General features: G+C 42.8%; 26 protein-coding genes. 8 read left to right on the forward strand and 18 right to left on the reverse strand.

Annotated elements, in window-relative coordinates; translation table 11 throughout:
- The first annotated feature begins 104 nt into the window (after positions 1-104).
- Positions 105-728: a SafA/ExsA family spore coat assembly protein gene (gene safA / locus ACTWQL_RS00925; protein ID WP_443140564.1), complete on the forward strand. Its 624-nt coding sequence runs from the start codon at positions 105-107 to the stop codon at positions 726-728.
- A 49-nt stretch (positions 729-777) separates the two neighbouring features.
- Here safA and ACTWQL_RS00930 read toward each other — a convergent pair whose 3' ends face one another.
- The 11 genes from ACTWQL_RS00930 to ACTWQL_RS00980 form a co-directional block, all read right to left on the reverse strand.
- Positions 778-2,001 (reverse strand): MFS transporter, encoded by a 1,224-nt coding sequence (locus tag ACTWQL_RS00930; protein WP_443140565.1) that lies wholly within the window; start codon positions 1,999-2,001, stop codon positions 778-780.
- A gap of 89 nt (positions 2,002-2,090) precedes the next feature.
- The gene (locus ACTWQL_RS00935; RefSeq protein WP_443140566.1) at positions 2,091-2,216 is read right to left on the reverse strand and encodes a hypothetical protein; all 126 of its coding nucleotides are present in this window, start codon (positions 2,214-2,216) and stop codon (positions 2,091-2,093) included.
- Positions 2,217-2,475: 259 nt separating this feature from the next.
- Positions 2,476-2,829 (reverse strand): hypothetical protein, encoded by a 354-nt coding sequence (locus ACTWQL_RS00940; RefSeq protein ID WP_443140567.1) that lies wholly within the window; start codon positions 2,827-2,829, stop codon positions 2,476-2,478.
- 250 nt (positions 2,830-3,079) lie between these two features.
- Entirely contained in the window at positions 3,080-4,516 is a 1,437-nt protein-coding gene (locus ACTWQL_RS00945) for an alanine/glycine:cation symporter family protein (protein ID WP_443140568.1), read from the reverse strand.
- A 203-nt stretch (positions 4,517-4,719) separates the two neighbouring features.
- Entirely contained in the window at positions 4,720-5,490 is a 771-nt protein-coding gene (locus ACTWQL_RS00950) for an enoyl-CoA hydratase-related protein (RefSeq protein ID WP_443140569.1), read from the reverse strand.
- A gap of 105 nt (positions 5,491-5,595) precedes the next feature.
- Positions 5,596-6,747: a thiolase family protein gene (locus ACTWQL_RS00955; RefSeq protein WP_443140570.1), complete on the reverse strand. Its 1,152-nt coding sequence runs from the start codon at positions 6,745-6,747 to the stop codon at positions 5,596-5,598.
- Positions 6,748-6,774: 27 nt separating this feature from the next.
- Positions 6,775-7,626 carry a 3-hydroxyacyl-CoA dehydrogenase family protein gene (locus tag ACTWQL_RS00960; RefSeq protein WP_443140571.1) on the reverse strand — a complete coding sequence of 284 codons (852 nt, stop codon included), beginning with the start codon at positions 7,624-7,626 and terminating at the stop codon, positions 6,775-6,777.
- Positions 7,623-9,167 (reverse strand): class I adenylate-forming enzyme family protein, encoded by a 1,545-nt coding sequence (locus ACTWQL_RS00965; protein WP_443140572.1) that lies wholly within the window; start codon positions 9,165-9,167, stop codon positions 7,623-7,625. Before ACTWQL_RS00965 ends, ACTWQL_RS00960 begins: the two co-directional genes overlap by 4 nt.
- A gap of 14 nt (positions 9,168-9,181) precedes the next feature.
- On the reverse strand, positions 9,182-10,807 hold the full coding sequence (locus ACTWQL_RS00970; protein WP_443141437.1) for a long-chain fatty acid--CoA ligase: 1,626 nt from the start codon (positions 10,805-10,807) through the stop codon (positions 9,182-9,184).
- A gap of 97 nt (positions 10,808-10,904) precedes the next feature.
- Entirely contained in the window at positions 10,905-12,050 is a 1,146-nt protein-coding gene (locus ACTWQL_RS00975) for an acyl-CoA dehydrogenase family protein (RefSeq protein WP_443140573.1), read from the reverse strand.
- A gap of 23 nt (positions 12,051-12,073) precedes the next feature.
- Complete coding sequence (locus ACTWQL_RS00980) at positions 12,074-13,642, reverse strand: fatty acid--CoA ligase (protein ID WP_443140574.1); 1,569 nt, start codon at positions 13,640-13,642, stop codon at positions 12,074-12,076.
- 307 nt (positions 13,643-13,949) lie between these two features.
- On the opposite strand from ACTWQL_RS00980, the gene ACTWQL_RS00985 reads away from it, so the two are divergent.
- Positions 13,950-14,291, forward strand: coding sequence for a hypothetical protein (locus ACTWQL_RS00985; RefSeq protein WP_443140575.1), 342 nt, complete (start codon positions 13,950-13,952; stop codon positions 14,289-14,291).
- 143 nt (positions 14,292-14,434) lie between these two features.
- Here ACTWQL_RS00985 and ACTWQL_RS00990 read toward each other — a convergent pair whose 3' ends face one another.
- Together ACTWQL_RS00990 and ACTWQL_RS00995 are read right to left on the reverse strand one after the other, a co-directional pair.
- The gene (locus tag ACTWQL_RS00990) at positions 14,435-16,117 is read right to left on the reverse strand and encodes an acyl-CoA dehydrogenase family protein (RefSeq protein WP_443140576.1); all 1,683 of its coding nucleotides are present in this window, start codon (positions 16,115-16,117) and stop codon (positions 14,435-14,437) included.
- An 89-nt stretch (positions 16,118-16,206) separates the two neighbouring features.
- Positions 16,207-16,593 carry a VOC family protein gene (locus ACTWQL_RS00995; RefSeq protein ID WP_443140577.1) on the reverse strand — a complete coding sequence of 129 codons (387 nt, stop codon included), beginning with the start codon at positions 16,591-16,593 and terminating at the stop codon, positions 16,207-16,209.
- 184 nt (positions 16,594-16,777) lie between these two features.
- Here ACTWQL_RS00995 and ACTWQL_RS01000 point away from each other — a divergent pair, with 184 nt between their 5' ends.
- The 4 genes from ACTWQL_RS01000 to ACTWQL_RS01015 all read left to right on the forward strand — a co-directional run bounded on the left by ACTWQL_RS01000 (position 16,778) and on the right by ACTWQL_RS01015 (position 19,670).
- Positions 16,778-17,491: a nucleotidyltransferase domain-containing protein gene (locus tag ACTWQL_RS01000; protein WP_443140578.1), complete on the forward strand. Its 714-nt coding sequence runs from the start codon at positions 16,778-16,780 to the stop codon at positions 17,489-17,491.
- Between the two features lie 10 nt (positions 17,492-17,501).
- A complete protein-coding gene (locus ACTWQL_RS01005) occupies positions 17,502-17,789 on the forward strand; it encodes a hypothetical protein (protein ID WP_443140579.1) in 288 nt (95 codons plus the stop codon).
- A 347-nt stretch (positions 17,790-18,136) separates the two neighbouring features.
- Positions 18,137-18,715, forward strand: coding sequence for a GNAT family N-acetyltransferase (locus ACTWQL_RS01010; protein ID WP_443140580.1), 579 nt, complete (start codon positions 18,137-18,139; stop codon positions 18,713-18,715).
- A 157-nt stretch (positions 18,716-18,872) separates the two neighbouring features.
- Positions 18,873-19,670, forward strand: coding sequence for a VLRF1 family aeRF1-type release factor (locus ACTWQL_RS01015; RefSeq protein WP_443140581.1), 798 nt, complete (start codon positions 18,873-18,875; stop codon positions 19,668-19,670).
- A gap of 149 nt (positions 19,671-19,819) precedes the next feature.
- On the opposite strand, the gene ACTWQL_RS01020 is transcribed toward ACTWQL_RS01015, so the two are convergent.
- The 5 genes from ACTWQL_RS01020 to kynU form a co-directional block, all read right to left on the reverse strand.
- Positions 19,820-20,155 carry a L,D-transpeptidase gene (locus ACTWQL_RS01020; protein ID WP_443140582.1) on the reverse strand — a complete coding sequence of 112 codons (336 nt, stop codon included), beginning with the start codon at positions 20,153-20,155 and terminating at the stop codon, positions 19,820-19,822.
- Positions 20,156-20,201: 46 nt separating this feature from the next.
- The gene (locus ACTWQL_RS01025; RefSeq protein ID WP_443140583.1) at positions 20,202-20,672 is read right to left on the reverse strand and encodes a hypothetical protein; all 471 of its coding nucleotides are present in this window, start codon (positions 20,670-20,672) and stop codon (positions 20,202-20,204) included.
- The gene (locus ACTWQL_RS01030) at positions 20,669-20,875 is read right to left on the reverse strand and encodes a helix-turn-helix transcriptional regulator (RefSeq protein ID WP_443140584.1); all 207 of its coding nucleotides are present in this window, start codon (positions 20,873-20,875) and stop codon (positions 20,669-20,671) included. Before ACTWQL_RS01030 ends, ACTWQL_RS01025 begins: the two co-directional genes overlap by 4 nt.
- Before the next feature lie 367 nt (positions 20,876-21,242).
- The gene (gene kynA, locus ACTWQL_RS01035) at positions 21,243-22,097 is read right to left on the reverse strand and encodes a tryptophan 2,3-dioxygenase (protein ID WP_443140585.1); all 855 of its coding nucleotides are present in this window, start codon (positions 22,095-22,097) and stop codon (positions 21,243-21,245) included.
- A 30-nt stretch (positions 22,098-22,127) separates the two neighbouring features.
- Positions 22,128-23,414, reverse strand: coding sequence for a kynureninase (gene kynU, locus ACTWQL_RS01040; protein ID WP_443140586.1), 1,287 nt, complete (start codon positions 23,412-23,414; stop codon positions 22,128-22,130).
- 137 nt (positions 23,415-23,551) lie between these two features.
- Between kynU and ACTWQL_RS01045 the strand changes: the two genes are divergently transcribed.
- Both ACTWQL_RS01045 and ACTWQL_RS01050 read left to right on the forward strand, forming a co-directional pair.
- Positions 23,552-24,202, forward strand: a complete 651-nt coding sequence (locus tag ACTWQL_RS01045; protein WP_443140587.1) for a TetR/AcrR family transcriptional regulator — start codon at positions 23,552-23,554, stop codon at positions 24,200-24,202.
- 285 nt (positions 24,203-24,487) lie between these two features.
- Entirely contained in the window at positions 24,488-25,210 is a 723-nt protein-coding gene (locus ACTWQL_RS01050) for a 3-ketoacyl-ACP reductase (protein WP_443140588.1), read from the forward strand.
- The last annotated feature ends 44 nt before the right edge of the window (positions 25,211-25,254 follow it).

Below are 25,254 nucleotides of genomic sequence, written 5' to 3' on the forward strand. Positions count from 1 at the left end.
CTCTCATGTCCTTAATTTTGCGAAAGTAAATTGTCTACTAATCTGTTAATCTTAGGAATAATTTACCGGTTTCATTGTTTACGAGGATTTGTAATACTTTTAGTATGAAAGCGATTACGAAGATTTGCCTCACTCTTTTGTTGTCCGTCACTCTAGTCACGGGATTTAATCACGAAGCATCTGCTGCTACTTCGCACACTGTTCAATATGGAGATACAATGTGGAAAATCGCCATGCGATATAAAATTGGAGTTTCTGAAGTCATCAATGCGAATACACACATCAATAATCCTAATTTGATTTATCCGGGACAACGGTTGAACATCCCTACGATCAATGGGGTAAAATCTGTTGAAGCTCAGGTTGTCGATCTCGTCAACCAGGAGAGAGCCAAACATGGTTTACATCCGTTAAAAGCAAATTGGGAATTATCACGTGTCGCTAGATATAAATCGAAGGATATGCTCCAAAACAATTATTTCAGCCACACATCTCCAACATACGGAAGTCCTTTTCAAATGATGAGAGACTTCGGTATCTCCTATCGAACAGCAGGTGAAAATATCGCAGCAGGACAAACGACTGCACAGGCAGTCATGAACGCTTGGATGAACAGCGATGGTCATCGTAAAAACATACTTTCAAGCAACTACAAGGAAATCGGGGTCGGATATGCAAAAGGAGGTAGCTACGGTCATTATTGGACCCAAATGTTCATCACTCGTTAAAGAGAAAGCCACCTACTCAGAGGTGGCTTTTTTACATATTCTCACTGACCTATTCAGCCCATTTTTCCAACGTTTCATCTTTAGGAAGCAGCATTGTGAACAATCCGAGCAATGGCAAGAAGCTGATCGCCCACATTGTAAAAGAGATGCTCGTTACATCAGCCATTTTACCAAGCAACACAGATCCTAAAGCCCCCATACCAAAAGCGAGTCCCACGATAAGTCCTGAAACCATCCCGATCCGTCCTGGCACAAGTTCCTGTGCATAGACAACCGTTACGGAAAAACTCGTATTGAGGATGAAGCCGATCAAAAAGAAAAGCGGAATAACCATAAGCAATCCTACATGCGGCAATAGTAGAGCAAGAGGCGCAGTCCCAGCTAATGACCAGAAAATCATGTTCCGCTTACCTAGCCTATCAGCTAATGGACCTCCCAAAAAGGTTCCCAGAACCCCCGCTGCCAAGAAAATGAACAGATAGATTTGCGCTTGCCTGATTGACAATCCATAATCGTCAATCAAATAAAATTGATAATAATTTCCGATTCCTGAAAAATACCATGATCGGGCAAACACAAGGAATATCAAGATTATCATTGCGAAAACGACTTTCTTTTTCCGTTTAACCTGGATGTTTTTCTTTTGGTTGGTTTTTGACACTCTAGGAAAATTCACCAACTGTTTGCTGTACCATCCAGATACATAAAACAAGACGAAAATTGCAACTGCCGCAAACGAAGTGAACCATACCGCACCAAATTGTCCAAGCGGTACAAAGACAAGAGCTGTCATGATTGGGGCGAGAGAAGTACCTGTATTCCCTCCCACTTGATAGATCGATTGCGCAAGTCCTCTCCTGTTTCCTGCTGCCATATAAGCAACCCGTGAACCTTCGGGATGGAAAACCGCTGAACCAAGTCCGATTCCGATGACAGATAAAATGATGAATGCGAATGAATCTGCAAATGCAATTCCAAGCATACCAGCTAAGCTCGCACACATTCCCAAGGGCAATAGATATGGAGAAGTCGAACGGTCCGTATACCATCCGACCACTGGCTGCATCACTGATGATGTCATATTCAGTGTAAAAGCAATCCATCCTAACTGTGTGAACGATAGCCCCATAGAACGCTCCAATATAGGAAAAATTGCTGGAATGACCGCTTGCATCGAATCATTAAGCAAGTGGACAAAGCTTATCATGAATAGTATTGAATAAACCGTCGCTGCAGGTTTTTGTACAGAAGTCTTCACTGTCTCGACCGCCATAGGCTTTCCTTCTTTCCTCTTTTATCGATATGTAAATAGCATACCACTTTTTAGTTAAGACTCTTTTCTAAAAGATTGTTGCTTTTGAGTCATTTTTTAAAAACACCCTGTGCAAGTTGAGTGGAGAGCAAGATGCGAGACTCCTCGAAAATGAAAATCACATTTTCTTCGTGCGTTGTAACGCTGCCGAAGCTTTCCTTGTCCTGTGGGTTCACCGCACACCCCGCGGAAAACGAGCATCCTGTAGCGGAAATCAACGACTTTTAAAGAAAACTTGGCGAGACCATGCCTTTTGTAGGTCGAGCCTTAGTTGCCCTTATACTGAAGAAAGTATTTTATACTTTCTTTAAGTGCAAGAGCAGCAAAGTTTGCCGAATACAGCCTTAGATAAAGAGAGTAAAAAAAGAGACTGTCCCTATACTATTAGGCAGCCTCGTTGTTTCTCAACTATTCTTTTTTATATCTTAGAAAGGTTCAACTGTCTGTAATCGTCAACTGGATCGGTTTAACAGGTTCCTCAAGGTTATAATTGACCTGTTCATCCAAATGCTGTAATTGCATCTTCAAATCCTCTTCATCAAAAGGAAAGTCATCGATTTCATCTAATTGTTTCAGGAAGGTTTTATGGAGCTTGTTATACCCTGCCCATTTCTTTTTATCTGCCTGTTCCATGAGCGCAGAAAGTGTAGCAAGGCATTTTGCAAGTACCTTGTTATCCCCTTCCATCAACATTTCTCTGCTGATATGATGGCATGTTACATAATCGCGTTTATCATTGAAAGTCTCCATGTACTGATTAATCCTGATTTGTTGTGCTTTGTTTTTCATTGCTGTTCCCTCCGTTCGCACCTCAAAAGATCTTTCTATAAACATTCTTATGATTTGACGGCTGCTTGAGTAGTACAAAAGAACTGTTCGGCCGGATTCCCATTATAAATGGCCGGAATTATTACGAAAAGCCGCCGGATTATCAAGGATATCTGCCGGAATACGTCCCAAATCGCCCGAGTTAACCTCTCATGCTTCAAAATCGAAAAGCTGGCCGAACCGTTGTCGGCCAGCTACCATCTTATACTTCTCATTGCTCTTTTGCCATATTTTCGTGATATTCACGTTCTTCGTCCCAGATCTCTGTATTCTTCAATCCGATTGTCCTCGGATTGAAAGTTGGATTCTTTCCTGTACGTTTTTGTGTAACATAATCTTGTAAGGCATTGAACGCAATTTTCCCGAGCATGGCAATGGCTATTAAGTTGACGAGTGCCATCGTAGCCATGAACAGATCAGCGAGGCTCCAGACAATTGCAAGCTGTGCTACAGAACCGAACATGACCATCCCTACGACTGCCAATCGGTAAATGAAAATCCATCCTTTTTTCTCAGGATTGATAAATTCGATGTTCGTTTCACCATAATAGTAGTTCCCTACAACTGAACTGAACGCAAACAGGAAGATGAAGACTGCCACCAAGAACGAAGCCCAATCACCGACATGGTAGGTCAGAGCTTGTTGTGTCAGCTGGATGCCATCTTCTGAACCTGTATATTGACCAGAAAGAATGATCATCATCGCAGTTGCCGTACAAATCAATAACGTATCTGTAAAAACACTCAACGTCTGGATCAAGCCTTGTTTGGCAGGGTGTGATACGTTTGCCGTAGCTGCTGCGTTCGGCGCACTACCCATACCGGCTTCATTCGAGAACAACCCGCGTTTGATACCATTCATTAGTGCTGCACCAAGTCCGCCACCAATTGCTTCCTCCAAACCGAATGCACTTTTTACAATCAAGGCAACAACTGATGGAAGTTCAGTTATGTTCACAATTAAAACATAAATAGCTAAAAGTAAGTATAAAATCGCCATCACAGGTACGATCGCTTCTGCCACACGGGCAATCCGCTTGATTCCGCCAAAGATGATGATCGCGACGATTGTACTGAGTATTATTCCAAAGACCACACGGCTAAGACCGAATGAATTTTCAAATGCCAATGAAATTGTGTTGGCCTGAACCGAGTTGAATACCAAGCCGAAAGTAAATGTGATAAGGACCGCAAACAGGACGCCCATCCAACGTTTATTCAGACCTTTTTCCATATAGTATGCAGGTCCGCCTCTGAAACCGAAGTCGTCTTTCACTTTATAGATTTGGGCGAGCGTACTTTCTACAAAAGCAGTCGCCGCACCAATCAAAGCGATCATCCACATCCAGAAAACTGCTCCAGGACCACCCAGGGAAATCGCTAACGCTACACCAGCCAGATTACCCGTACCAACACGAGACGCGGTACTGATACTAAAAGCCTGGAAGGAAGATACACCACGTTTCTTCTTATCCTTTGAAAGGGTCGCACCTTCCCCTAAGAGCTTGACCATGTCCTTGATCATGGTGAATTGTACGAATTTCGTGCGGATGGAGAAATAAATACCAAGAATGAGTAATAGTGCAATCAAAACATATGTCCATAAAATATCATTTCCCCATCCGATAATGGTTTCTAACCAAGACAAACGTATCACCTCTTATGTATAAATTTTACGCATACTGTTCCCTATTGTATTACACCCGATACAGCCTGTCATTGGATGCTGTTGGTAATACGAAAACGCATGCTATATTTTGGCAATACCCTTTTTCAGGTCAAGAATAACTACCTAAGTGAAAAAAGGTTGTCCAATAAGTTTTCTTGGACAGCCTCTTTTTTTATTCCAACTCATGAATAGCGCTGCAAGAAAGCCTTGATGCGTCTTTGATGTTCCGGTGCTTTCCTCATTCTTCCTTGTGCCTCATTTTCCAATTCCATGGTGTTCGTCAGTTCCGGCAGATCCAGTGCATTCAAGATCATTTTCGTCTCGATCAATGCTTCAATCGGCTGGTTCAAAAATTGTTTTGCAATTTCTTCAGCATGTGAGAAAGGTTGATCGCTGACGACTTTGTCGATCAACCCGAGCTGAAACGCTTCCTCTGCGTTGAATGTCTGACCGTTCCATATCGCTTGCTTCGCCTTTTGGTCACCAAGCTTTTTTTTCAATAGATAATGACAACCGCCATCAGCGACAAGTCCCACTTTGATAAAATTCAAACCAAAGCTCGCGTCCTCTGAAGCGATAATGTAATCAGACGCAAGGGCAAGACTGAACCCGAGGCCAGCAGCTGGACCATGAACAGCCGAGATGACGATTTTAGGCAACGTATATATTTTCAAAATCATTTCTTTTACCTGATCCATGATTTCATTGAAACGGGTTTCTGAAATATCCTCAGTCATCGAAGTAATATCTCCACCGGAAGAAAACCCCGGACCTGCTCCAGACAAAATGACAATGTTCGCGTTACTTTCAGTAATGGAATCAAGCGTTTCAATAAAGTGCTCAATCAATTCAACATTCATCGCGTTCAAAACTTGCGGACGGTTCAACTCAATATGTGCGACCTGATCGTTGATTTCCATTCGAATCGGTTGACTAGAACTTGTAGCAGTCATATATGGTCTCCTCTCCATTTTCATCAAACTCGTTGTTATCATGGATGACTGTTTTCAGTTAGATTGTTATTTCAACATTTCGAAAAACAGCTATTTATTATTTAGTCATAGACGTTCGATGATTGCAGCGGTGGCCATACCATGTCCGATACATATGGTTAATAAGCCATATTTCCCGTCAATCCGTTCGAGTTCATGCAGCAAAGTTGTAATCAGCTTCGCTCCTGTCGCACCTAATGGATGGCCTAATGCGATTGCGCCTCCATTTACATTCACTCGATCAAGCGAACCACCGATTTCTTTTTCCCATGCCAGCACAACAGGGGCAAAAGCTTCGTTGATTTCAACACGGTCCATATCGTTGATTGAAAGCCCTGCTCTATCCAACACCTTTCTGGTCGCTGGAATAACGCCATCCAGCATTAGAGTCGGGTCTGAACCCACAACTACACGCTCGATGATTTTTGCACGCGGTTTCAACCCCATCGATTCGGCTTTCTTCTTTTCCATTAAAAGCACAGCCGCAGCCCCATCACTCATCTGGCTCGCATTCCCAGCAGTGACGACACCATCTGGCTTGAAGACAGGTTTAAGACTTGCAAGAGCTTCAAGGGACGTATCCTTCCGCGGTCCTTCATCCTTATAAACTGAAATCGGATTTCCATCCGGATCTTCACCATTGACGGCAAGGATTTCACGATCAAAGCGTCCTTCCTTTTGGGCATGTAGGGCCCTTCTGTGGCTTTCATACGCGTATCGGTCCAGTTCTTCTCTGGTCATATCATATTTATCAGCAATCAGTTCTGCGGAAACCCCTTGATGAACAAAATTATATTTTTCTTTCAATGAATTCGGAATCGTCCGTTCATTTCCATCACTCAGGATCGGAACCATCGTCATATTTTCGACACCTGCGGCAATCGTAATGTCCATATCCCCAGCTAAAATTTCTTGAGCAGCAAAATGCAGAGCCTGCTGGCCGGAGCCGCACATGCGGTTGATTTGGACAGACGGTACTTCCACAGGAAATCCGGAATCGAGTGCTGCAAGGCGGCCAATATTGAAACCTTGTTCAGAATGTGGCGTCACGCATCCCATTACAATATCCTCAATTAGTTGCTTTTCGATTTTCGCTTTTTTCGTCACTTCATCCAAAACCGCCCCAGCCAAATGAATGGGATGGGTGTTCCTGAAGACCCCTTTCCGTTTACCGACGGCAGTACGAACTGCTTCCACAATCACAACTTCTCTATTCATGTATGTTCCCTCCACTCTGCTGAATGTTTATTTATCGTATTTGTAAAATCCACGTCCTGTTTTGACACCGTAATGTCCTGCCTCAACGAGCTTTCTTAGAATTTGTGGCGAGCGGAAACGATCTCCATACGCATCCATCATGCCCTCACATACGAACATCATCGTATCCAAGCCGACATAATCAGCAAGTTCCAAGGGTCCCATCGGATAATTCAATCCGAGACGGATCGCTTTATCGATGTCTTCAATAGAAGCAACACCTTCCTCATAGATACGCATACACTCGATCATATGCGCGGACAGTGCCCGTGTTGTAACGAACCCTTGGGCATCCTTTACGAGTACTGTCTCTTTACCGACTTCTTCAGAAACTTGTTCGATCGCTTTGACAGTCTCGTCTGACGTATCGATCCCTTTGACAATTTCAATCAGTTTCATAATCGGAGGCGGGTTGAACCAATGCATGCCGATCACTTGTTCAGGCCGCTTGGTTACAGACGCGATCGCTGTTACGCTGAGTTCTGATGTATTGGTTGCAAGGATCGCTTTTTCAGGTGCCATCTCGTCAAGTTGTTTGAAGACGCTTTTTTTCAAATCCAAATTTTCCGGCACAGCCTCAATGATCAGATCACTTTCCGTACACGCAACATGGAGCTCAAGAGAGGTAGAAATATTCGCAATGGTGTTCTCGACATCCTGTGTAGCTAGATGACCTGCTTTCTGCAATCGTCCTAGACTTTTCTGGATTTTGTCCATTCCTTTATTCAGTGCTTCTTCGGTAATGTCCTGCATGATGACTCTTTTGCCTTTCATAGCCATGGCTTGGGCGATTCCATTTCCCATCAGCCCTGTACCAATGACCCCTACTTGTTTGATCATGTCTGTACATTCTCCTTTGCCTGTTGGTCGATATAATGTTTTCTCAATTGGAACTTCAGAACTTTCCCAGATGCATTCCTTGGTAATTGCTCCATTTGGTAAATCAAGCGCGGCATTTTATAACCTGCTAGCTTTTCACGGCAAAATGCCTTGATTTCCTCTGGATCGATTCTTGCCTCTTTTTTGGGGACGATGACGGCAGCGACGGTTTCACCCCATACTTCGTGAGGTACACCGATAACCGCTGTTTCAAGCACACTCGAATGCGCATAAATCGCTTGTTCCACCTCTGTTGAATAGACGTTTTCACCCCCGGAGATGATCATATCCTTCTTACGATCGACCAATGTAATGTATCCTTCTTCATCCATCGTCGCCAGATCTCCTGTATAAAGCCATCCATCACGAAGTGTTTTCTGTGTTTCTTCCGGTTTATTGTAGTACTTCTTCATTACCGTCTCACCACGGATGATGAACTCCCCTACTTGACCAGTCGCTACATCTTCTCCAGTCTCATCAACCACTCGCACCTCGGTATTCGGAATCGGGGTACCTCCTGCTCCAATTTTATCGAGATGGCGGCTTGGTGTGAGACAAACACCTCCAGGACCTCCTTCTGTCAACCCGCATAAGTTATAAAACTGTTTGTGGCCGAACAGCTCCATGCTTTTCTCTAATAAGGAAAGAGGCATCGGTGCTGCTCCATACGCACATTTACGAACGGAAGAGAGATCGAATTCCTTGCCATTCGGAACCTGGAGGAAAAAGTTATACATCGTCGGCACCCCGAAAAACACTGTAATTCTGTGTTCTTCAAATGCTTTCAAGGTCTGCACCGGATCGAAATCCCTATAGATCACCTGTGTACATCCTAAAAATGTACTGAGTACCATGAACAAATTCAGCTGGGCACAATGATAGAGCGGCGCGATATGGATGACCCGATCTTCCACAGTCAAACCCATCATTGCTGTCAGGTTGATTCCGACATGAAAGACACGATGATGGTCGAAGAGTGCACCTTTCGGCCTCCCTGTCGTCCCAGATGTATAAAGGATTTCACAATCATCTGATTCTAAAACTTCAACTTCTGGATTGAGATCATCAGAGGATAGGATTCCGTCCATAAGAAACTGATCCGTAAACGCTTTTTTACCCGTGCAAATCTGTTGTTCGACCTTAGGCGCTTCCTTACAAGCCCTGTGTATGACCTCAGCAAACTCTTCATCAAAGACAACCATTTTCGCATCTGAATCATTGAGGAGATACTCAACTTCAGAAGCAGTCAGCCTGAAGTTGATTGGTACTGCCACGGCACCAGCCTTCATAAGAGCGTAAAAGACGATCACGAACTGATCTGAGTTTTTCATCATCATCGCGACTTTATCACCTTTTGAAAGCCCTCTTGCAATCAAGCCGTTTGCAAGACGGTTAACCTCACGATTCAGTTCACTGTAAGTAAAAGAACGCCCTTCACAGACGATAGCTTCTTTGTTCGGTAGCCTCGTTGCATTCCGAGAAAGCGATAATCCTAGATTCATAACTTTTCCCTCCTTTATTTAGATGTTGTTTGCAAATAATCTTTCAACTGGTCACGCAATGCACGTTTTAAAAATTTACCGACAGAGGTTTTCGGTATTTCTTCGAGGAAGACGATATCATCCGGTAACCACCATTTCACAAATTGTGGACGTAGGAAATCCATCAGCTCTTCTTTCGTCACTTTATCTTTCATTCCATCTTTCAGAACGACACAGGCAAGGGGCCGTTCCTGCCATTCACTATGTGGTACAGCAATGACAGTCGCCTCAAATACAGCTTCATGTGCCATTAATGCATTTTCCAGATCGACAGAAGAAATCCATTCCCCTCCGCTCTTGATGAGATCCTTAGTGCGATCCATGATCTTGATGTTTCCTTCTGGATCGACCGTAACAACATCACCTGTGTGTAACCAACCATCCCGGAACGCTTCTTTGGTACGATCATCTTTATAATATTCATCCGCTACCCAGTTTCCGCGCAGCAGCAGCTCACCCATTTCTTTTTCGTTCCATTTCACTTCACCGTCTTTACCAATGACTTTCATCTCGACACCAGGTACGGCATATCCTTGCTTACTTCGAAAATCAAGACGTGCTTCTTCTGGGTAAGCCTTTTGATGGCTTTTAAGACGTGATACCGTTACAAGAGGACTGGTCTCCGTCATGCCATAAGCGTGAAGGAATGGGATATTGTATTTCTTCTCAAATGTTTGGATCATCGATTTAGGGGCGGCGGATCCACCACATAGAATCGCCCTTAAACTGCTCGTATCATAGCTTCCATTTTCAAGTTCTTTCAGAAGAGCGATCCAGATGGTCGGTACACCCGCCGTCAACGTTACGCGATGGTGCTCAATCAATTCAGCTAAAACAGCAGGGGTGGGCATTGGTCCAGGCAGGACTTGCTCGGCTCCGAACCATACAGACGCAAAAGGCAGACCCCATGCATTCACGTGGAACATCGGAACGACAGGCATCATCACATCGGATTCGGATATAGCAGCACTATCTGCAAGACCGAGAGACATGGAATGGAGGACGATCCCCCGATGAGAATAGACGACTCCCTTCGGATTACCTGTGGTCGCTGAAGTGAAACACATGCCTGCTGGATCATTTTCATCAATATCTTTCACGAATTCAAAATGTTCGTCCCCTTCGTCGAGGAGCTTTTCAAAATGATAGACGTTATGAAGTGTTGTTTCGGGTAGAGTATCGTCATCTGTCATGATGATATAGGTCTGTACAGTCTTCAGTTCGTGCTGGATTTTTTCAATGATCGGAACCAATTCAGCATCGATAAACAATGCCTTGTCTTCAGCATGGTTGATGATATAGGAAATATGCTCAGCAGAAAGCCTGATATTGATTGTATGCATGACGCCTCCCATGCCCGGGATTCCGAAATAGGCGGTAAGATGGCGGTGATGGTTCCATGCAAATGTTCCGATCCTGTCCCCTTTCCGGAGTCCTATTTTAGTCAGCGCACTTGATAATCTTCTTGTATCATTCGCCAATCCCCCATAAGTCAAATTGTAGAAACTCGTTGCAGTCCTTGAATGTATTTCCTTATGTGAGAAATACTTCTCTGCATGTTCTAGCATCGCTGGTACAGTCAATGGAATGTTCATCATTATAAATTCCTCCCTTAAGTGGTCAGAGCGACACTATTTTAATAAACGATTCTGCCTACCCTGTCCGCGTTTTCCCATTTTCCTTAATAGGGGGGCAATTCTATAACCCCATTTCTTTTACGATGATGGTTTTCATGATTTCGTTCGTTCCTGCGTATATGGATGCCACCGGTATGTCCCGATATCTTCTTGCAATCTCGTATTCTTCCATATATCCATAGCCGCCATGCAGCTGCATACATTGTGTAGCTACCTTCCGAGCCATCTCGGTGGTCCAATATTTGGCCATCGAAACCTTCTTGACGACGTTCTTTTTCTGTATATGCTGATCGATAAGATCGTCCAAGAATGTCCTTCCAATCTCGACCTCAGTTGCCATTTCCGCCAAGCGAAACTGGACGGATTGGAAATCACTGATTTTTTTACCGAATGCTTGTCTATTTTTCACATATTCTACCGTTTGTTTGAGCATTTCTTCTGCGGCGATAACAGCTGCGATCGCAACCACCAACCGTTCCTGCTGAAGCTGCTGCATCAGATGATAGAACCCCTTCCCTTCTTCACCGAGCAAATTGCCAACCGGAACTTTTGCATCCTCAAAAATCAATTCTGCCGTATCCTGACTGTGGAGACCGACTTTATCAAGCTTCTTCCCCCGCTTGAATCCAGGGGTGTCCCGCTCCACTACGACTAAGCTTATCCCTTTGTAAGCAGGAGTAGCTTTTGTATCTGTCTTACAAACAACCACGACAAGGTCTGCATGGATCCCATTGGTAATGAACGTTTTTTCACCATTTAATAGATAGTGGTCACCATCTTTTTGGGCTGTCATTCGAATTCCGGCTAGATCCGACCCAGCACCTGGCTCTGTCATCGCGATCGCTGTAATCACTTCACCGGATATACACTTTGGCAGCCAGCGTTTCTTTTGTTCTTCGGTTCCGTATTCCTCTATATAAGGAATGACGATATCGTTATGGAGGCCAATACCGACCAGGCTCGAACCAACCCGCTCCAATTCCTCTAAAATGACCACTGAATAAGCAAAATCAGCATTCAAGCCCCCATATGCCTCATCCACACATGGACATAGAAATCCTTTCTCCCCCATCTTCTCCCAAAAACGTCTCGGTATGAGCCGGTCCTTTTCCCATTGCTCGTAATGAGGATACGCTTCCTTTTGAAGAAATTTCCGAAATGCTTCGCGGAAAATATTGTGTTCTTCTTGTAAATACCTCGCTGTCATTCCCATCCCCCTTTTCATGCGTTCTATGGCATTTGTGTTTCTGCATCTCGTTTGTATTGTTTTCTAAGCAAAAACTTTTGGATCTTACCGCTTGCATTCCGAGGTAATTCGCCTATAAAAATGTAGTTTCTCGGACGTTTGAAATCTGCAAGTGTTTCACTAGATTTACAGAATTGATCAAGGTCTTCCTCCGTCAGTCCTTCATCCTTTTTCACAATGATAGCGGTTACAATTTCTCCCCATTTATCATCAGGTGTCCCAAGAACAGCTACATCCAGAACGCCTTCATGTTCATACAAGACATCTTCAATCTCTCGCGGATAGACGTTCTCACCACCCGTTATAATCATGTCATCCACACGATCAGCTACATAAAGATAGCCTTCTTCATCCATATAACCAAGGTCGCCGGAATGGTACCAGCCCTTGTACATTGCATTTTCAGTCGCATCCTCCCTGTTAAAGTACCCCATCATCATACTCGGGCCACGGACGATGATTTCACCGACTTCCCCTGGCGGAAGTATATCTGCTGGGTCTGATGGTCCATGCTCATTTGGGCGGACCACCCTGACTTCATGGTTCAAACAAGCCCGCCCGGCTGATCCTGCTTTTGACAGCTGCTCATCTTCAGATAAAAATGTAATTGCTGGTCCCATCTCCGTCATGCCATATGCTTGTATGAGATCAACACCTAATTTTTCTTTACAAGCTCTGACGAGAGCAGGAGCCATTGGAGCGGCACCATATAAACCAAGACGTAAGCTGCTGATATCATAAGCGGAGAGGTCTTGTTGGAGCATCATATTCCACATTGTCGGTGCTCCAAAAAACACTGAAATTTTTTCATGATCGATGACTTGAAGAACTTGTTGAGGATCAAAATGATGGATGATGACATTCGTTGCGCCGACATGGACTCGTGGAAGGAAACAACAATGGAGCTCAGCACAATGGAACATAGGAGCCGCTACAAGGCCGCGATCATTTTCAGTCAACTTTTTAACTGCAGCGCATGCCAGACTTTGTTCGACCATATCCCTGTGACGATGCATGACCCCTTTTGGTCGTCCTGTCGTTCCACTCGTATACATGATGGCATATAGGTCATTTTCCCTAACATCAACATCGGGTTCTTTTGTCGAAGCTTCTCGGACTCTGTCATGATAACTGATTGCGTATGGTGGACAATCTTTACTGATACACCAGAAGGAGGTTTCCGGTATTTGTTCTTGAATGGATGCAATATGCGGCTCAAGCATTTCTTCAAACAAAAAGACAGACGGCTCCGCATCATCAATGATATAAGCAACCTCTTGAGCTTTCAGACGGAAATTGATAGGATTCAAGACGGCTCCAATTTTTGCACATGCAAAAAATACGGTCGCAAGCTCAGTCGTATTGAACAAGAAAGTTGAAACTCGATCGCCTTTACGGACGCCCGATTCAATAAATGCATTTGCGAGTCGATTTACGTTTTCATTCCATTCCCGGTATGTCCAACGTTGGTTGGTAGCAGCGTCTACAAGGGCTTCTTTATTCGGAAACTTTTGTACAGTCAAATCAAATAGTTTGCCAATCGTAACATACATATACTCGTTCCTCCTCTTTTTCGATCAAACTTTATCCTCAGCACCTTTGCAGCCCCGACGTTCCTCCTTTTCACTATACTTTTCACCTTATAATGATTTCGTTGTTATTCAGCTATTTCCTACTGTTTTTTGAATTTTCATACAACTGACAGGAAAAAATTAAGTGAAAAAGGATTAATTGTCGAAAAAACGGGGTAATACCTTAGTAAACACAGCACTAAATACTCTGCAAATCATTTAAAAGACTGGCTTTTGAACTACAAAACCAATCATAAAAAATTTAACCAATGGATAGGAGGAATCAGAAATGAGTAGCCTAAAGCTACCTGTTTTCCATAATGGAGACTGGGTTAAGGGGAAAACGATCAATGATGAGATGATTCAAGGATTTATTCATTCTATTCATCCTGCAAACGGAACAGTAAAAATCACAGTTACTCAATCTGACAATAAAAAAATTCTAGGAAAAAACATCGAAACTTTCATTCACCGAATCAATCCATTGACAGCGACAATCGATGATCAAGAGGTCTTCCTTGAGAACCTCATTGACGTTGCCCTTCTAACAAAAGATAGAGAATGGTTCATGGAAATCTGGGACAGACTTGATGAACTACGTAAAAACAAACAAGAGACGATGCCTTGCTAGAAAGAACAGACAGACCTTTGATGAAAAGGCTGTCTGTTTTTATGCGTACGCCCATTTCTAAGCAGGGTTAATGGCGTTAAGTCTAAAAATTTCAGGATAGGTCTAAAAATCTGAAATTAAGTCTAAAACCATATTTTCCGCTTTCAAACTTTCGATCGTTTCGTCGGTTTAGATGCCGGATTCATGAAAACATCGAAGAATTGAACGGGCAATACTTCTCGATCGAGTTGACGATGCTCCCAAATCTGCTTGCAGTATTGCCTCGCGACTAACTGTTTCCTTTCCCCGCCAATGTCAGCTTCACGTAATGCACTCACACTGAAATAGACATCTGCCATTAGATTGGCGATCTTTTTTGCATAATAGGTTTGTCGTTTTTCATCAACAGTAGCAGCATGCTGAATCAACTCTCTCAATTCTTTCAAACCTTCATCAACTGGTCTCTGATACGCTTTTACTTCTTCAGTTAAAGCACTCAACTCTTTTTCGATATAGTCTAAAAAGAGTTGAGCACCTTGATAGCGGTTCATCAACCTGAGAACCTCAAGGCCAAGGATGTTCGCTGTCCCTTCCCAGACCGTCAATACTTGCGCATCTCTTAACAAACGCGGGGTCACGAAATCCTCAATATACCCATTTCCTCCATGCATTTCTATTGCTTCATGAGAGAAAGTAACTGCTTCTTCCGCCGTTCGCATCTTGACAATAGCGATCAAAAGTCGATGAAGTACTTTTACTTGCTCGGTTACATCTTTACCGGTTCTCATGACTCTATCAAACAAGGAAATTAAACGGAACAATCCTCCGAGTTGAACCTCCTGCCGCGTAGCCAGATTAACCAAGGTTTCTTGAATCATCGGGTAGTTTGATAGTGTATTCCCGAATGCCTCGCGTTGATGTGCGTATTGTTTCGCTTCGAGATATGCCCTCTGCATAATTCCAACTGAAGCGATCGCATTACAGACCCTCGACAAGTTCAAAGCTTCCATCATGTAATAAAATCCGCGTTTTGAATCCCCAATCAAGTAAGCTTTCGAATTCTCAAACTCTACTTCTGCCGAAGGGACTGCCCGTACGCCAAGTTTATCTTTCAATCTTCTGATTTTGATATTGTTCAAAGAACCATCTTCATTTTTCCACGGTACCAGAAATAAGCTCAAACCTTTCGTGCCCCGTGGAGCCCCTTCTATTCTGGCAAGAACGGTTACAACACCACAGGCACCTGCGTTGCTTGCAAAATATTTTTCACCAGTCAATCTGTAGTACTCTTTTTCTTTGACCGCTACCGTTTCATTCGCTCCCACATCGGATCCGCCCTGGCGTTCAGTCAAGAAAGTAGCACCTTCATACAATTCTGTTTCACCAGTGGATAGGACGTGAGGCAGATACTTCTCCTTCAGCTTTTCATTCGCATATTGATCCAACAGATAAGCTGTAGCCATCGTGAGTGTCACAGGACAATAGAATCCAGGTTCGGACTGGGATAATAGGTATCCTTGAGCATAGGAATATAAATAATCACCGTGTCTGTTCAGTTCAGGAATTTCTTTATGGACATATCCGACAATGCCAGTGTTATAGGTTTCTTCAATCGTCTGTTTATAGCCATCATTAAGCCAGACATGGGAAACATCTTCACCAAACCGGTCATATTTGATCAACTTCGGCTGTCCTTCTCGATCGGTATGCCTCGCACGTTCATCAATTTCTGTACCACACCGTTCTCCAAATCGTTCCAGCTGTTGAAAGGCCCACTCTTTCATATCTTCCTTGAAATAATGATTCAATACGAATTGAAGGTTTGGATCTTCACGAAAGAAGTTCATTCCATCACCTCTTTATTTTCTGAATATTCAGAAGTCATTATATAGTTTCCGGCCATTTTGGTCAACTAAATATAAGAAACGAAGTCTACTTATTTGGAAATCTCACTCATGATAGCGAGTGTATTGTCGTCCAAATCTTTGAAGAAACACATCCAGAGTTCATGGTCACCCATATCTGCGATCATGTGAGGTTCATCAATAAATGAAACATCGTCTTCTATAAATTGTTCGTACGTTTTATGGATATCATCTGTCTTGAAATAGATCACAGATCCACGGTGATCGAAACTTTCATTTTCCGGTACCGAAAGCATCAACCTAACACCATTGCAGTTGAAGAATGCCATGTTTTCCATCGCAAACAAGAAAGGTAGTCCAAGGACCTCTTGATAGAAAGTGACTGCTTTTTGTACGTCTTTTACGTTCAGATTTACTTGACCAATTTCACTGAGCTTATGTTTTTCTGTCTTTTTCACGACAATCCCTCTTCTCATTCATCGTTATCTTCAATTATAATAGACTAACAAGTTATCTGCTATTATTTTACATTTATTTTTCAAAAAAACTGCGTAAAGTCTACGCAGCAAAAAAGTGTGTTCGGATAGATTATTCAGATCGTATGTAATCTATTAATTCATTTAAATTGGAGGAAGATATAAAATGTGTGAGAGAAAAGAACCTTTGAAAGCAGCAACACAGTTCATCAACATGTATTTTCAAGGGTGCGATGCCGCTCTCTTAGCTGGTAGTGTCATCCGTGGTGAAGCGACAGCTACATCTGATCTGGATATCGTCATATTCGATTGCAGTGTCCCTTCCTCTTACCGCGAATCATTCCTTGCACTTGGTTGGCCGATTGAAGTGTTCGTACACAACTTTTCATCTTATAAACAGGTTTTTAAAAGTGACTATGAACGGGCTCGGCCTTCCATACAAAGGATGATTTCTGAAGGGATCATTTTAGAAGGTGAAGAAATCATAGACCCGATCAAAAAAGAAGCTAAAGAGATGTTAGATGATGGACCGGAAGTATGGTCTACTGAAACGATCAGGTTAAAACGTTATTTCATTACAGATACCCTGGATGATTTCATCGGCAGTTCAAATAGACCAGAAGAAATCTTCATCGCAAACACATTAGCTGAATTGGTGAGTGAATTCGTGTTGAGGACCAACCGTAAGTGGATAGGCTCTTCGAAATGGATCGTACGTGCTTTGGAACAATATGACCCTACCTTCACTGCACAGTTTATTGAAGCATTCGATTCTTTTTATAAACATGACGATAAAAATAAAGTGATCAAACTGGTCGATGAAATATTGCAACCCTTTGGCGGCCGATTATTTAAGGGTTTTTCTATGGGAAAAAGATGAGGTGATACAAATGAAAGTAAGCTATCTCTTTACGGGATTAATTATACTTATTATTGTTATTTCCATCCTTACAAATCCTACCCAAAAGGACTATCTACTTTTCAACAACGAACTAACCAGAACACAAGTGCCTACAAATGTAGATATTGAAAGGATAAATTTTTTCCTGTTTTCTACCTATGCACCGATGAGCTCGATGGGTGATTATGGTATTGTCCATCTAGGTTTTATGGGGAAGTTTCATCAAATTTCAGAAGGTCAATATGATTATCCATGGTGGTTGGAACCTTTTAATTAAATATATTTAAAACAAGTCTCTTTTCGAAAAGATTGTTGCTTCTGAGTCATTTTTAAAAAACCACCTTGTGCAGTTGATTGGAGAGCTAGGTGCGAGACTCCAGCGGGATCAGCGGGACAGGTGAGACCATTCAATGTCGCAAAGCGACGAGTGGGCTCACCGCACGCCCCGCGGAAAGCGAGCATCCTGGAGCGGAAATCAACGACTTTTAAAGAAAACTTGGCGAGACCAAGCCTTTTGTAGGTCGAGCCTTAGTTGCCCTTATACTGAAGAAAGTATTTTATACTTTCTTTAAGTGCAAGAGCAACAAAGTTTGCGTAAAACAAAAAAGTTCGGAGGAATTACGAATGACGATACATATTGCAGGAGAAAAGGTTATTTTACGGGATTTGACTTTAGATGATGTGTTGGATCTCTATTATTGGAAATATGAAGCGGATGATCGTGAACATTTGAAATGGAATGGTCCTTATTATAAATTACCGGAATTGACGAAGGAAGAGTTCATAGCAGGGTTCCAAAAAGCTCTTGAAATAACAGCGACAGATCAACCGAGACAAATCCTTATTATTGAAACAGACAATAAATTGATCGGGACGGTCAACTGGTATTGGGAAGATGAAGTCACCAACTGGCTCTCTAACGGTATTGTCATTTTTGACTCGAATTATTGGTCAGGGGGCTATGGTACAGAGGCTTTTAAGCTTTGGACTGACTATATTTTTGAACACATGGATGTTGTAAGAGTGGGAATTTCCACATGGTCGGGTAATATCAGAATGATGAAATTAGCTAGAAAAATAGGAATGATCGAAGAAGGTCGTATCCGAAAAGCAAGGATCGTCGATGGTGAATATTACGATTCTATTAAAATGGGGATCTTAAGAGAAGAATGGCAACAATTGCATCTGCTTCTACTGAAATAACACCTTGATTGGTGTTATTTTTTTCTATTTCAAAACTCCCACTACATCAATCATGAAGCCTTCCGCCCCTCGCACTACTGAAATTTCTACGTTTTAAACTAGTTCAAATCGGAAACAGATTAGTAGATTCAATTATTAAGATAGGAGGCTTTACTCAATGAGATTCTCCGAAAAGCTTAACGAATTAAAACAACAAAGAGCAGATGGCTCACAAAAAATTCTTTCCATGTACTTAAATACAGACCGGAGCAGCGCTGACCAACAAGGCGGCGAATGGAAGATCAAATTGAAAAACGGTCTGAACAAATTTGAGGAATACATCGAAGAGATGGGTAATCACGATGAATTGAAAGGTTATAGAAACTTAAAAGAAAAGGTATATAAAACTGTCACGGGGCGTGAACGGGAGCTGAAAAGAAGTCTTGTCATGTTTGCGACACCGGATGAAAAGCTTTGGGTCATGGAAGATCTGCAGGTTCCGATCGAAACCTCCTTCCATTGGGAGGATGAACCGGTTCTGGATCAACTTGAAAATTTACAGAGCAACTATCCATATAGCGGTATCATCGTCATCAACAAAGAAGATGCAACGGTGTTGGAAACAGAAATGGGCGTCCTTGTCGATGAATACCACTATACCTTCGATCCTGACACAGAGGATTGGCGGGAACATCAAGGTCCATTTGATGCTGCCATAACAGGTGCAAATACAAATAAAAAGGATGAATTCCAGGAGCGCTTTGAAGCCAATCAGCAGCGTTGGCTGAAGAACTTGAGTAATAAAGTGGCCAAAAGAGCGAAGAAGAATAAATGGCAGGATACCTATTTGATGGGTGAAAAAGGCTACTTGAATGAATTTGAAAACTATCTTTCTATTAAAGAAACGAAAAAGACTGGTAAAAACCCAAGCAGAATGGAACCATCAAAAATCATCGATCAAGTAATTGCTGGTTAAGCTCAACACTGACCTCCCCCTTGGTGTATCGAGCTTACAATATAGCAAACCTGGCAAAGCCCAGCCTTAGTCAAACTTATATTGAAGAAAGTAATCATTACTTTCCTCAAATGTAAATGAAGCGCAGTTCCCTTATAGGGTCTGCGCTTTTATCTATGGATCCAGACGTTCGTTCCAATCGGGACTATACTGGACAATTCATTGACATCTTTATTATGCATGCGGATACAGCCCTTGGAAACATCCTTACCGATGGAGGATGGATCGTTCGTACCGTGTATACCATAATGAGGTCTGGACAACCCCATCCACATCGAACCGTAAGGACCACCAGGGTTGGGATCCTTGTTGATGATTGTATATTCGCCAGTTGGTGTAGGTGTCAACATTTTCCCGACCCCAATGGGATATGTCTTGATCAGTGTCCGGTTGTCAAACAACTTAAGCTGATGTTTGGTTAAATTGACGTCAATCCAGTAAGCCATATGTCCCCCTCCCTGTTTTTCCTATTTATATGTGGGGGCGATACCTTCAATAACTTTTATTAACTGAAATGACATACGTGAAAATTTGGATTAGGGGCATGATCAATATAATGATGATTGGATAATATGGCACAGCGCTCGCGATAAATGGGTAAAAGAGCATCAACCCAGTAACGACAGGAGTGCCGATCCACATTGCAAGATAAGAATTTCGGCAAGCTTTCCCTGTGATATGTTTCTCCCGTTCATCCGCTTCTTCAAGTTCTGGTGGTAAAAACAATGCTTGTTTCCACGACTTATACTTCTCCTTATTCACTTTGTAAGAAATGAACGTCAGTAGTCCACCAATTATAATCGCTGCAATAATTGGGGTTATAGACATTGTGATTTCCCATGGTGGCTCAGGATTTTTCACGACCTCTGCAAACTGCACTTGTGCATCGTATAAAGCGACCATTCCCCAGCCGAACAAAACGATGACAATCGTTGTCAAGATTGCATTCTGCCAAACTTTCATGCCTCTTCCTCCTCAAAAAAGATCTCTTCTATCGGTTGTTTGAAATATTTCGAGATTTGCATAGCTAGAAGCAACGAGGGAATATAACTCCCTTTCTCCAGGGCTGCAATCGTCTGCCTCGTCACACCAACCGCTTCAGCCAGATCGGACTGTGTGACATTGCATCTCGCTCTAAGTTCCCTAACTCGATTCGAAATTGTCATCATATACCATCTTTTCTTATATTTGATAATCATAGTGTATAGTTAACTTAACATTTTGTCAACTTAACTTTACATATATGTTTTTGTTCTATGTTATTCCGGCCGTTTTGAGATATAATCCGGCGGGTTCGGAGCTTATTCCGGCGGCTTTGGAGCATAATTCGGCGGGTTTCGAGCTTATTCCGGCGGGTTTTGATCTGAATCCGGCCAAAAGTGTAAAAAAGCCCAAAAAGCGTAAAGTGTAAAGCCAAACCATAGTGCAGGCTGAGCTTTAGTTGCCCTTATATTGAAGAAAGTATTTATACTTTCTTTAAACGCAAAAAAGACCCACCTCTCTTACAATGGCAGGTCTTTCAAGATTTTAACTTTACAACTCAGTTCTGATATCCCATAATTCCGGGAAGAATCGGTGGTCCAGTACTTTCTTCAGGTAAGACACGCCGGACGAGCCGCCAGTTCCCATTTTATGACCGATGATCCGTTCCACTGTTTTCATATGACGGAATCGCCATTGCTGGAGCCAATCTTCAATATCGACTAATTTCTCAGCCAACTGATACAAGTTCCAATACTGCTCGACGTTTCGGTAAACTTCAACCCACGCCGCTTTTACAGTAGGATCACCTTCATATGTTACAGAGAAATCACGCTTCAAGAGCTCCGGATTGATGTCAAAACCGGCATTCGCAAGTTCTTGGATTGCCGCATCATATATGCTCGGTGCTTCATATGCTTCCTTCAATCGCGCATGAAGTTCTGGATCCTTCTGATAGATTCGCAGCACATGCGGAGTTTTATAACCGAGTGCGAATTCGATCATGCGATATTGGTAGGATTGGAAGCCAGACGCTTGTCCAAGGCTGTCGCGGAACTCCAAATATTCACTTGGTGTAAGCGTGGACAATACATCCCAAGCCTGGATGATTTGTGACTGGACCTTCGAGACACGAGCAAGCATTTTGAACGCTGGCTGCAATTCCCCTTTACGGAGCGAATCGATCGCTGCATTAAGCTCATGCAAGATCATTTTCATCCATAACTCACTGACCTGGTGGATGACGATGAACAACATCTCGTCGTGATGGCCGGATAGTCTTGTTTGACTGGAGAGAAGACGATCAAGCTGCAAATATTCTCCATACGTCATATTGTTATCAAAATCAGTGTGTATCCCCTTTTCCGATACGTATTTCCCTTTACCTTCTTCATGATAGTTCCCCATTTTCATCACTCACTTTCTTGTCAGGTGCGATTACGCTACAACGCCGCGTTTATTTTCAAATTGCTTGTATTCTTCATCATCCATGATCCGTTTCAATGTCTGTACTGCCTGCCATACCTCTTCAAAAGTATTGTACAAGGCTGCTGGAGTCAGCCGGATGCCATTCGGATTACGGAAATCAGGCATCACTTTATTCATTTTCAGTGCTTTACAGATACGTGCGGCTTCAGGGTGTTCAAGGTACACATGACCACCTCTTCTATGGTCTTCCAAAGGATTCCCGATTTCAAAACCATGGTCCGCTAATTCATGCCTGATCAAATCCATCATGTATTGCGTCAATTGCAGTGACTTTTTTCGGAGCTTTTCAATACCAGCCTCCTGGAAAATTTCCAACGAGCCCATCAACGGTGCCAGGCTGAGCATATGCGGTGTTCCGATTTGGAATGCGCCTGCCGATTGTGCCGGTGTCAACTGATGGTCCATATCGAACTGTTTGTTTTTATCTGAGCTGAACCATCCAGCAAGTCCAGGAGTTGTTCCGATATGCTTTTCATTCACAAAAATCCCCGCAACACTTCCCGGTCCAGCATTGACGTATTTATAGTTGCACCAGAAAGCAAAGTCCGCTCCCCAATCATTTAAAGCATGAGGCATCGCACCGATCGAGTGACAGAGGTCAAATCCAATGATGATGCCGCGTTTATGCGCCTCTTCTGTCAAACGCTTCATATCAAGCACTTGCCCGCTCCGATACATGACGCTCGGGAGCATGATCAAGGCGACTTCATCCGTCATTGCTTCAATGATGTCATCTTCTTCTACGACTCTTCCATTACGACTTTTCACACGGATAAGATGTTCCTCTGGATTGTAACCCTTCAATTTCAATTGACTTTGGAGTGCGAATATATCAGACGGAAATGTCAGTTCATCCGCTAAAATTTTCGTCTTCTTTCCTTTCGGGTGATAAAACGTGGAAACCAACTGGTGAAGGTTGACTGTCGTCGAACCTGTTGCAATTACTTCTTCAGGCTTTCCACCAACAAGCGGTGCTGACATTTCACCTAGTTTCTCAGACATGTAAAACCAGGGATGTTCCCCTTCGGTCCAACCATCAATCCCGTATTCCTTCCATGATTCCATTATTTTAGAAAGTGCAATTTCAGAACGCTTCGATAAAAGTCCGAGCGAATTCCCAATAAAATAAATCGTATCATCCTTAACGTAAAACTCTTCTCGAAAAGATGAAAGTTCATCTTGTTCGTCAAGCTTTTTTGCATAGTCTAAAGAGGGATCAAGTGACTGATTGCCCATGGGATATCGACTCCTTCAATAGGTTATTAATTTAACTATACCTTCCTCACTGACAAAGTGTCAATGACATCATGTCATTGACATTGCATCGCCTCATCATTAAAATGAAAGCACATCAAATAAAAGGACGGAATCCCATGAACTCAAAGAATCAGGAGCTTACCACCCGCCAGCAACGCTCAATCCAGACACGGAAAAACCTACTGGAAGCAGCGCAACTCATTTTTATCGAGCAAGGCTTTCAAAAGACTACGATCACACAAATCATTAAAAAAGCGGATACTGGTTACGGAACCGCGTATGTTCACTTTAAAAACAAAGATGACATCCTCATTGAGCTCATAGACGATGTCATGCAGAAGTTCCATGAAATTGCCGAGCTTCCTTTCCAACCCTCTTCAGTGGAAGATGCAAAACAGCTCATTGAAAAGCAAACGCATCTTTTCCTCGAAATGGCGCAAAAAGAGGATCAGATTTTAAAAGTCGTTGAAGAGGCAATTGGTTCATCACCCGCTGTCCAAAGTAAGTGGAAAGAAATCCGGGAGCGTTTCATAAAAGGGATCAGGAAAGACATCTCCTATACGCAACAACAAGGTTTAGCCAGGAAGGATGTCGATCCCCACCTGGTCGCAAGAGGCTGGTTCTTTTCAAATGAAATGTATCTATGGGAAATCGTCCGCGGAGAAAATCAAGCATCAGTGAAGGACATCGTTTATAACTTATCCACGATGTATGTGAGAGGATTATATAAAGAAAACTTGGCAAAGCCAAGCTTTAGCGAAGGCTGAGCCTTAGTTGCCCTTATATTGAAAAAAGTAGTTATACTTTCTTTAAATGTAAATAAAACTTGGTGTAAATAAAGAATTCTACGTTATTCCGGCGGGTTTGGATGTTAATCCCGCCAGTTTGATACGTAATCCGGCGGGAATCAGGCATAATCCGGCCGCTTTTATGCATATTCCGGCCAAAGGTTACTTTTTACACCACCCCCGGCGAACAGGTATAACATTTGCTTATCCTGACTAGTAACCGTACACTTGCCATAGATTTTCCAATAGAAAGGATGATCAATAATGGCAAAATCGATTGAAGGCAAAACGGCTTATATTACAGGGGCGGCTCGAGGTATCGGAAAAGCGACGGCATTAGAACTTGCACGTGAAGGCGTTCATGTCGGCTTACTAGCTCGTACTGAAAGCACATTAGAAAAAGTTGCAGAAGAAGCAAGATCACTAGGTGTGAAAGCCAGTGTCGCGGTAGCTGATATCGCGGATATGGAACAAGTGGAAAAGGCAATCTCTAAACTGGAAAATGAACTAGGACCGACTGATATCCTGATTAACAACGCTGGTATCGGAACGTACGGTTCATTTTTGGAAATCGAACCCGAAGATTGGAAGAGAACATTTGAAGTGAACGTGTTTGGAACATACCATGTAACGCGTGCTGTTCTCCCTCAGTTAATCAAGAAAAACAGAGGAGATATCATCAATATTTCATCCAGCAGCGGGTTGAAAGGCACAGCGAAAAGTACGGCTTACAGTGGATCGAAGTTTGCGGTTCAAGGCATGACGGAAGCGTTGATGCAGGAAGTTCGGAAAAATAATATAAGGGTCATGACACTGAACCCAAGCCTAGTGGCTACAGAGCTGACCTTTGGAGATGAACTTGATGAAGCTGACAAAGAGAAATACATGCAGCCAGAGGATCTAGCGGAACACATGGTTTCTCAATTGAAATTACATCCCCGTATTTTTATCAAGCAGTCCCTACAATGGGCGACGAACCCATTTTAATAGACGAATAAACGCTCAGACTTTTTCAGCTCTGAGCGTTTTTT

This window comes from Pseudalkalibacillus sp. R45, assembly GCF_052246725.1.
Classification (GTDB): domain Bacteria; phylum Bacillota; class Bacilli; order Bacillales; family Fictibacillaceae; genus Pseudalkalibacillus.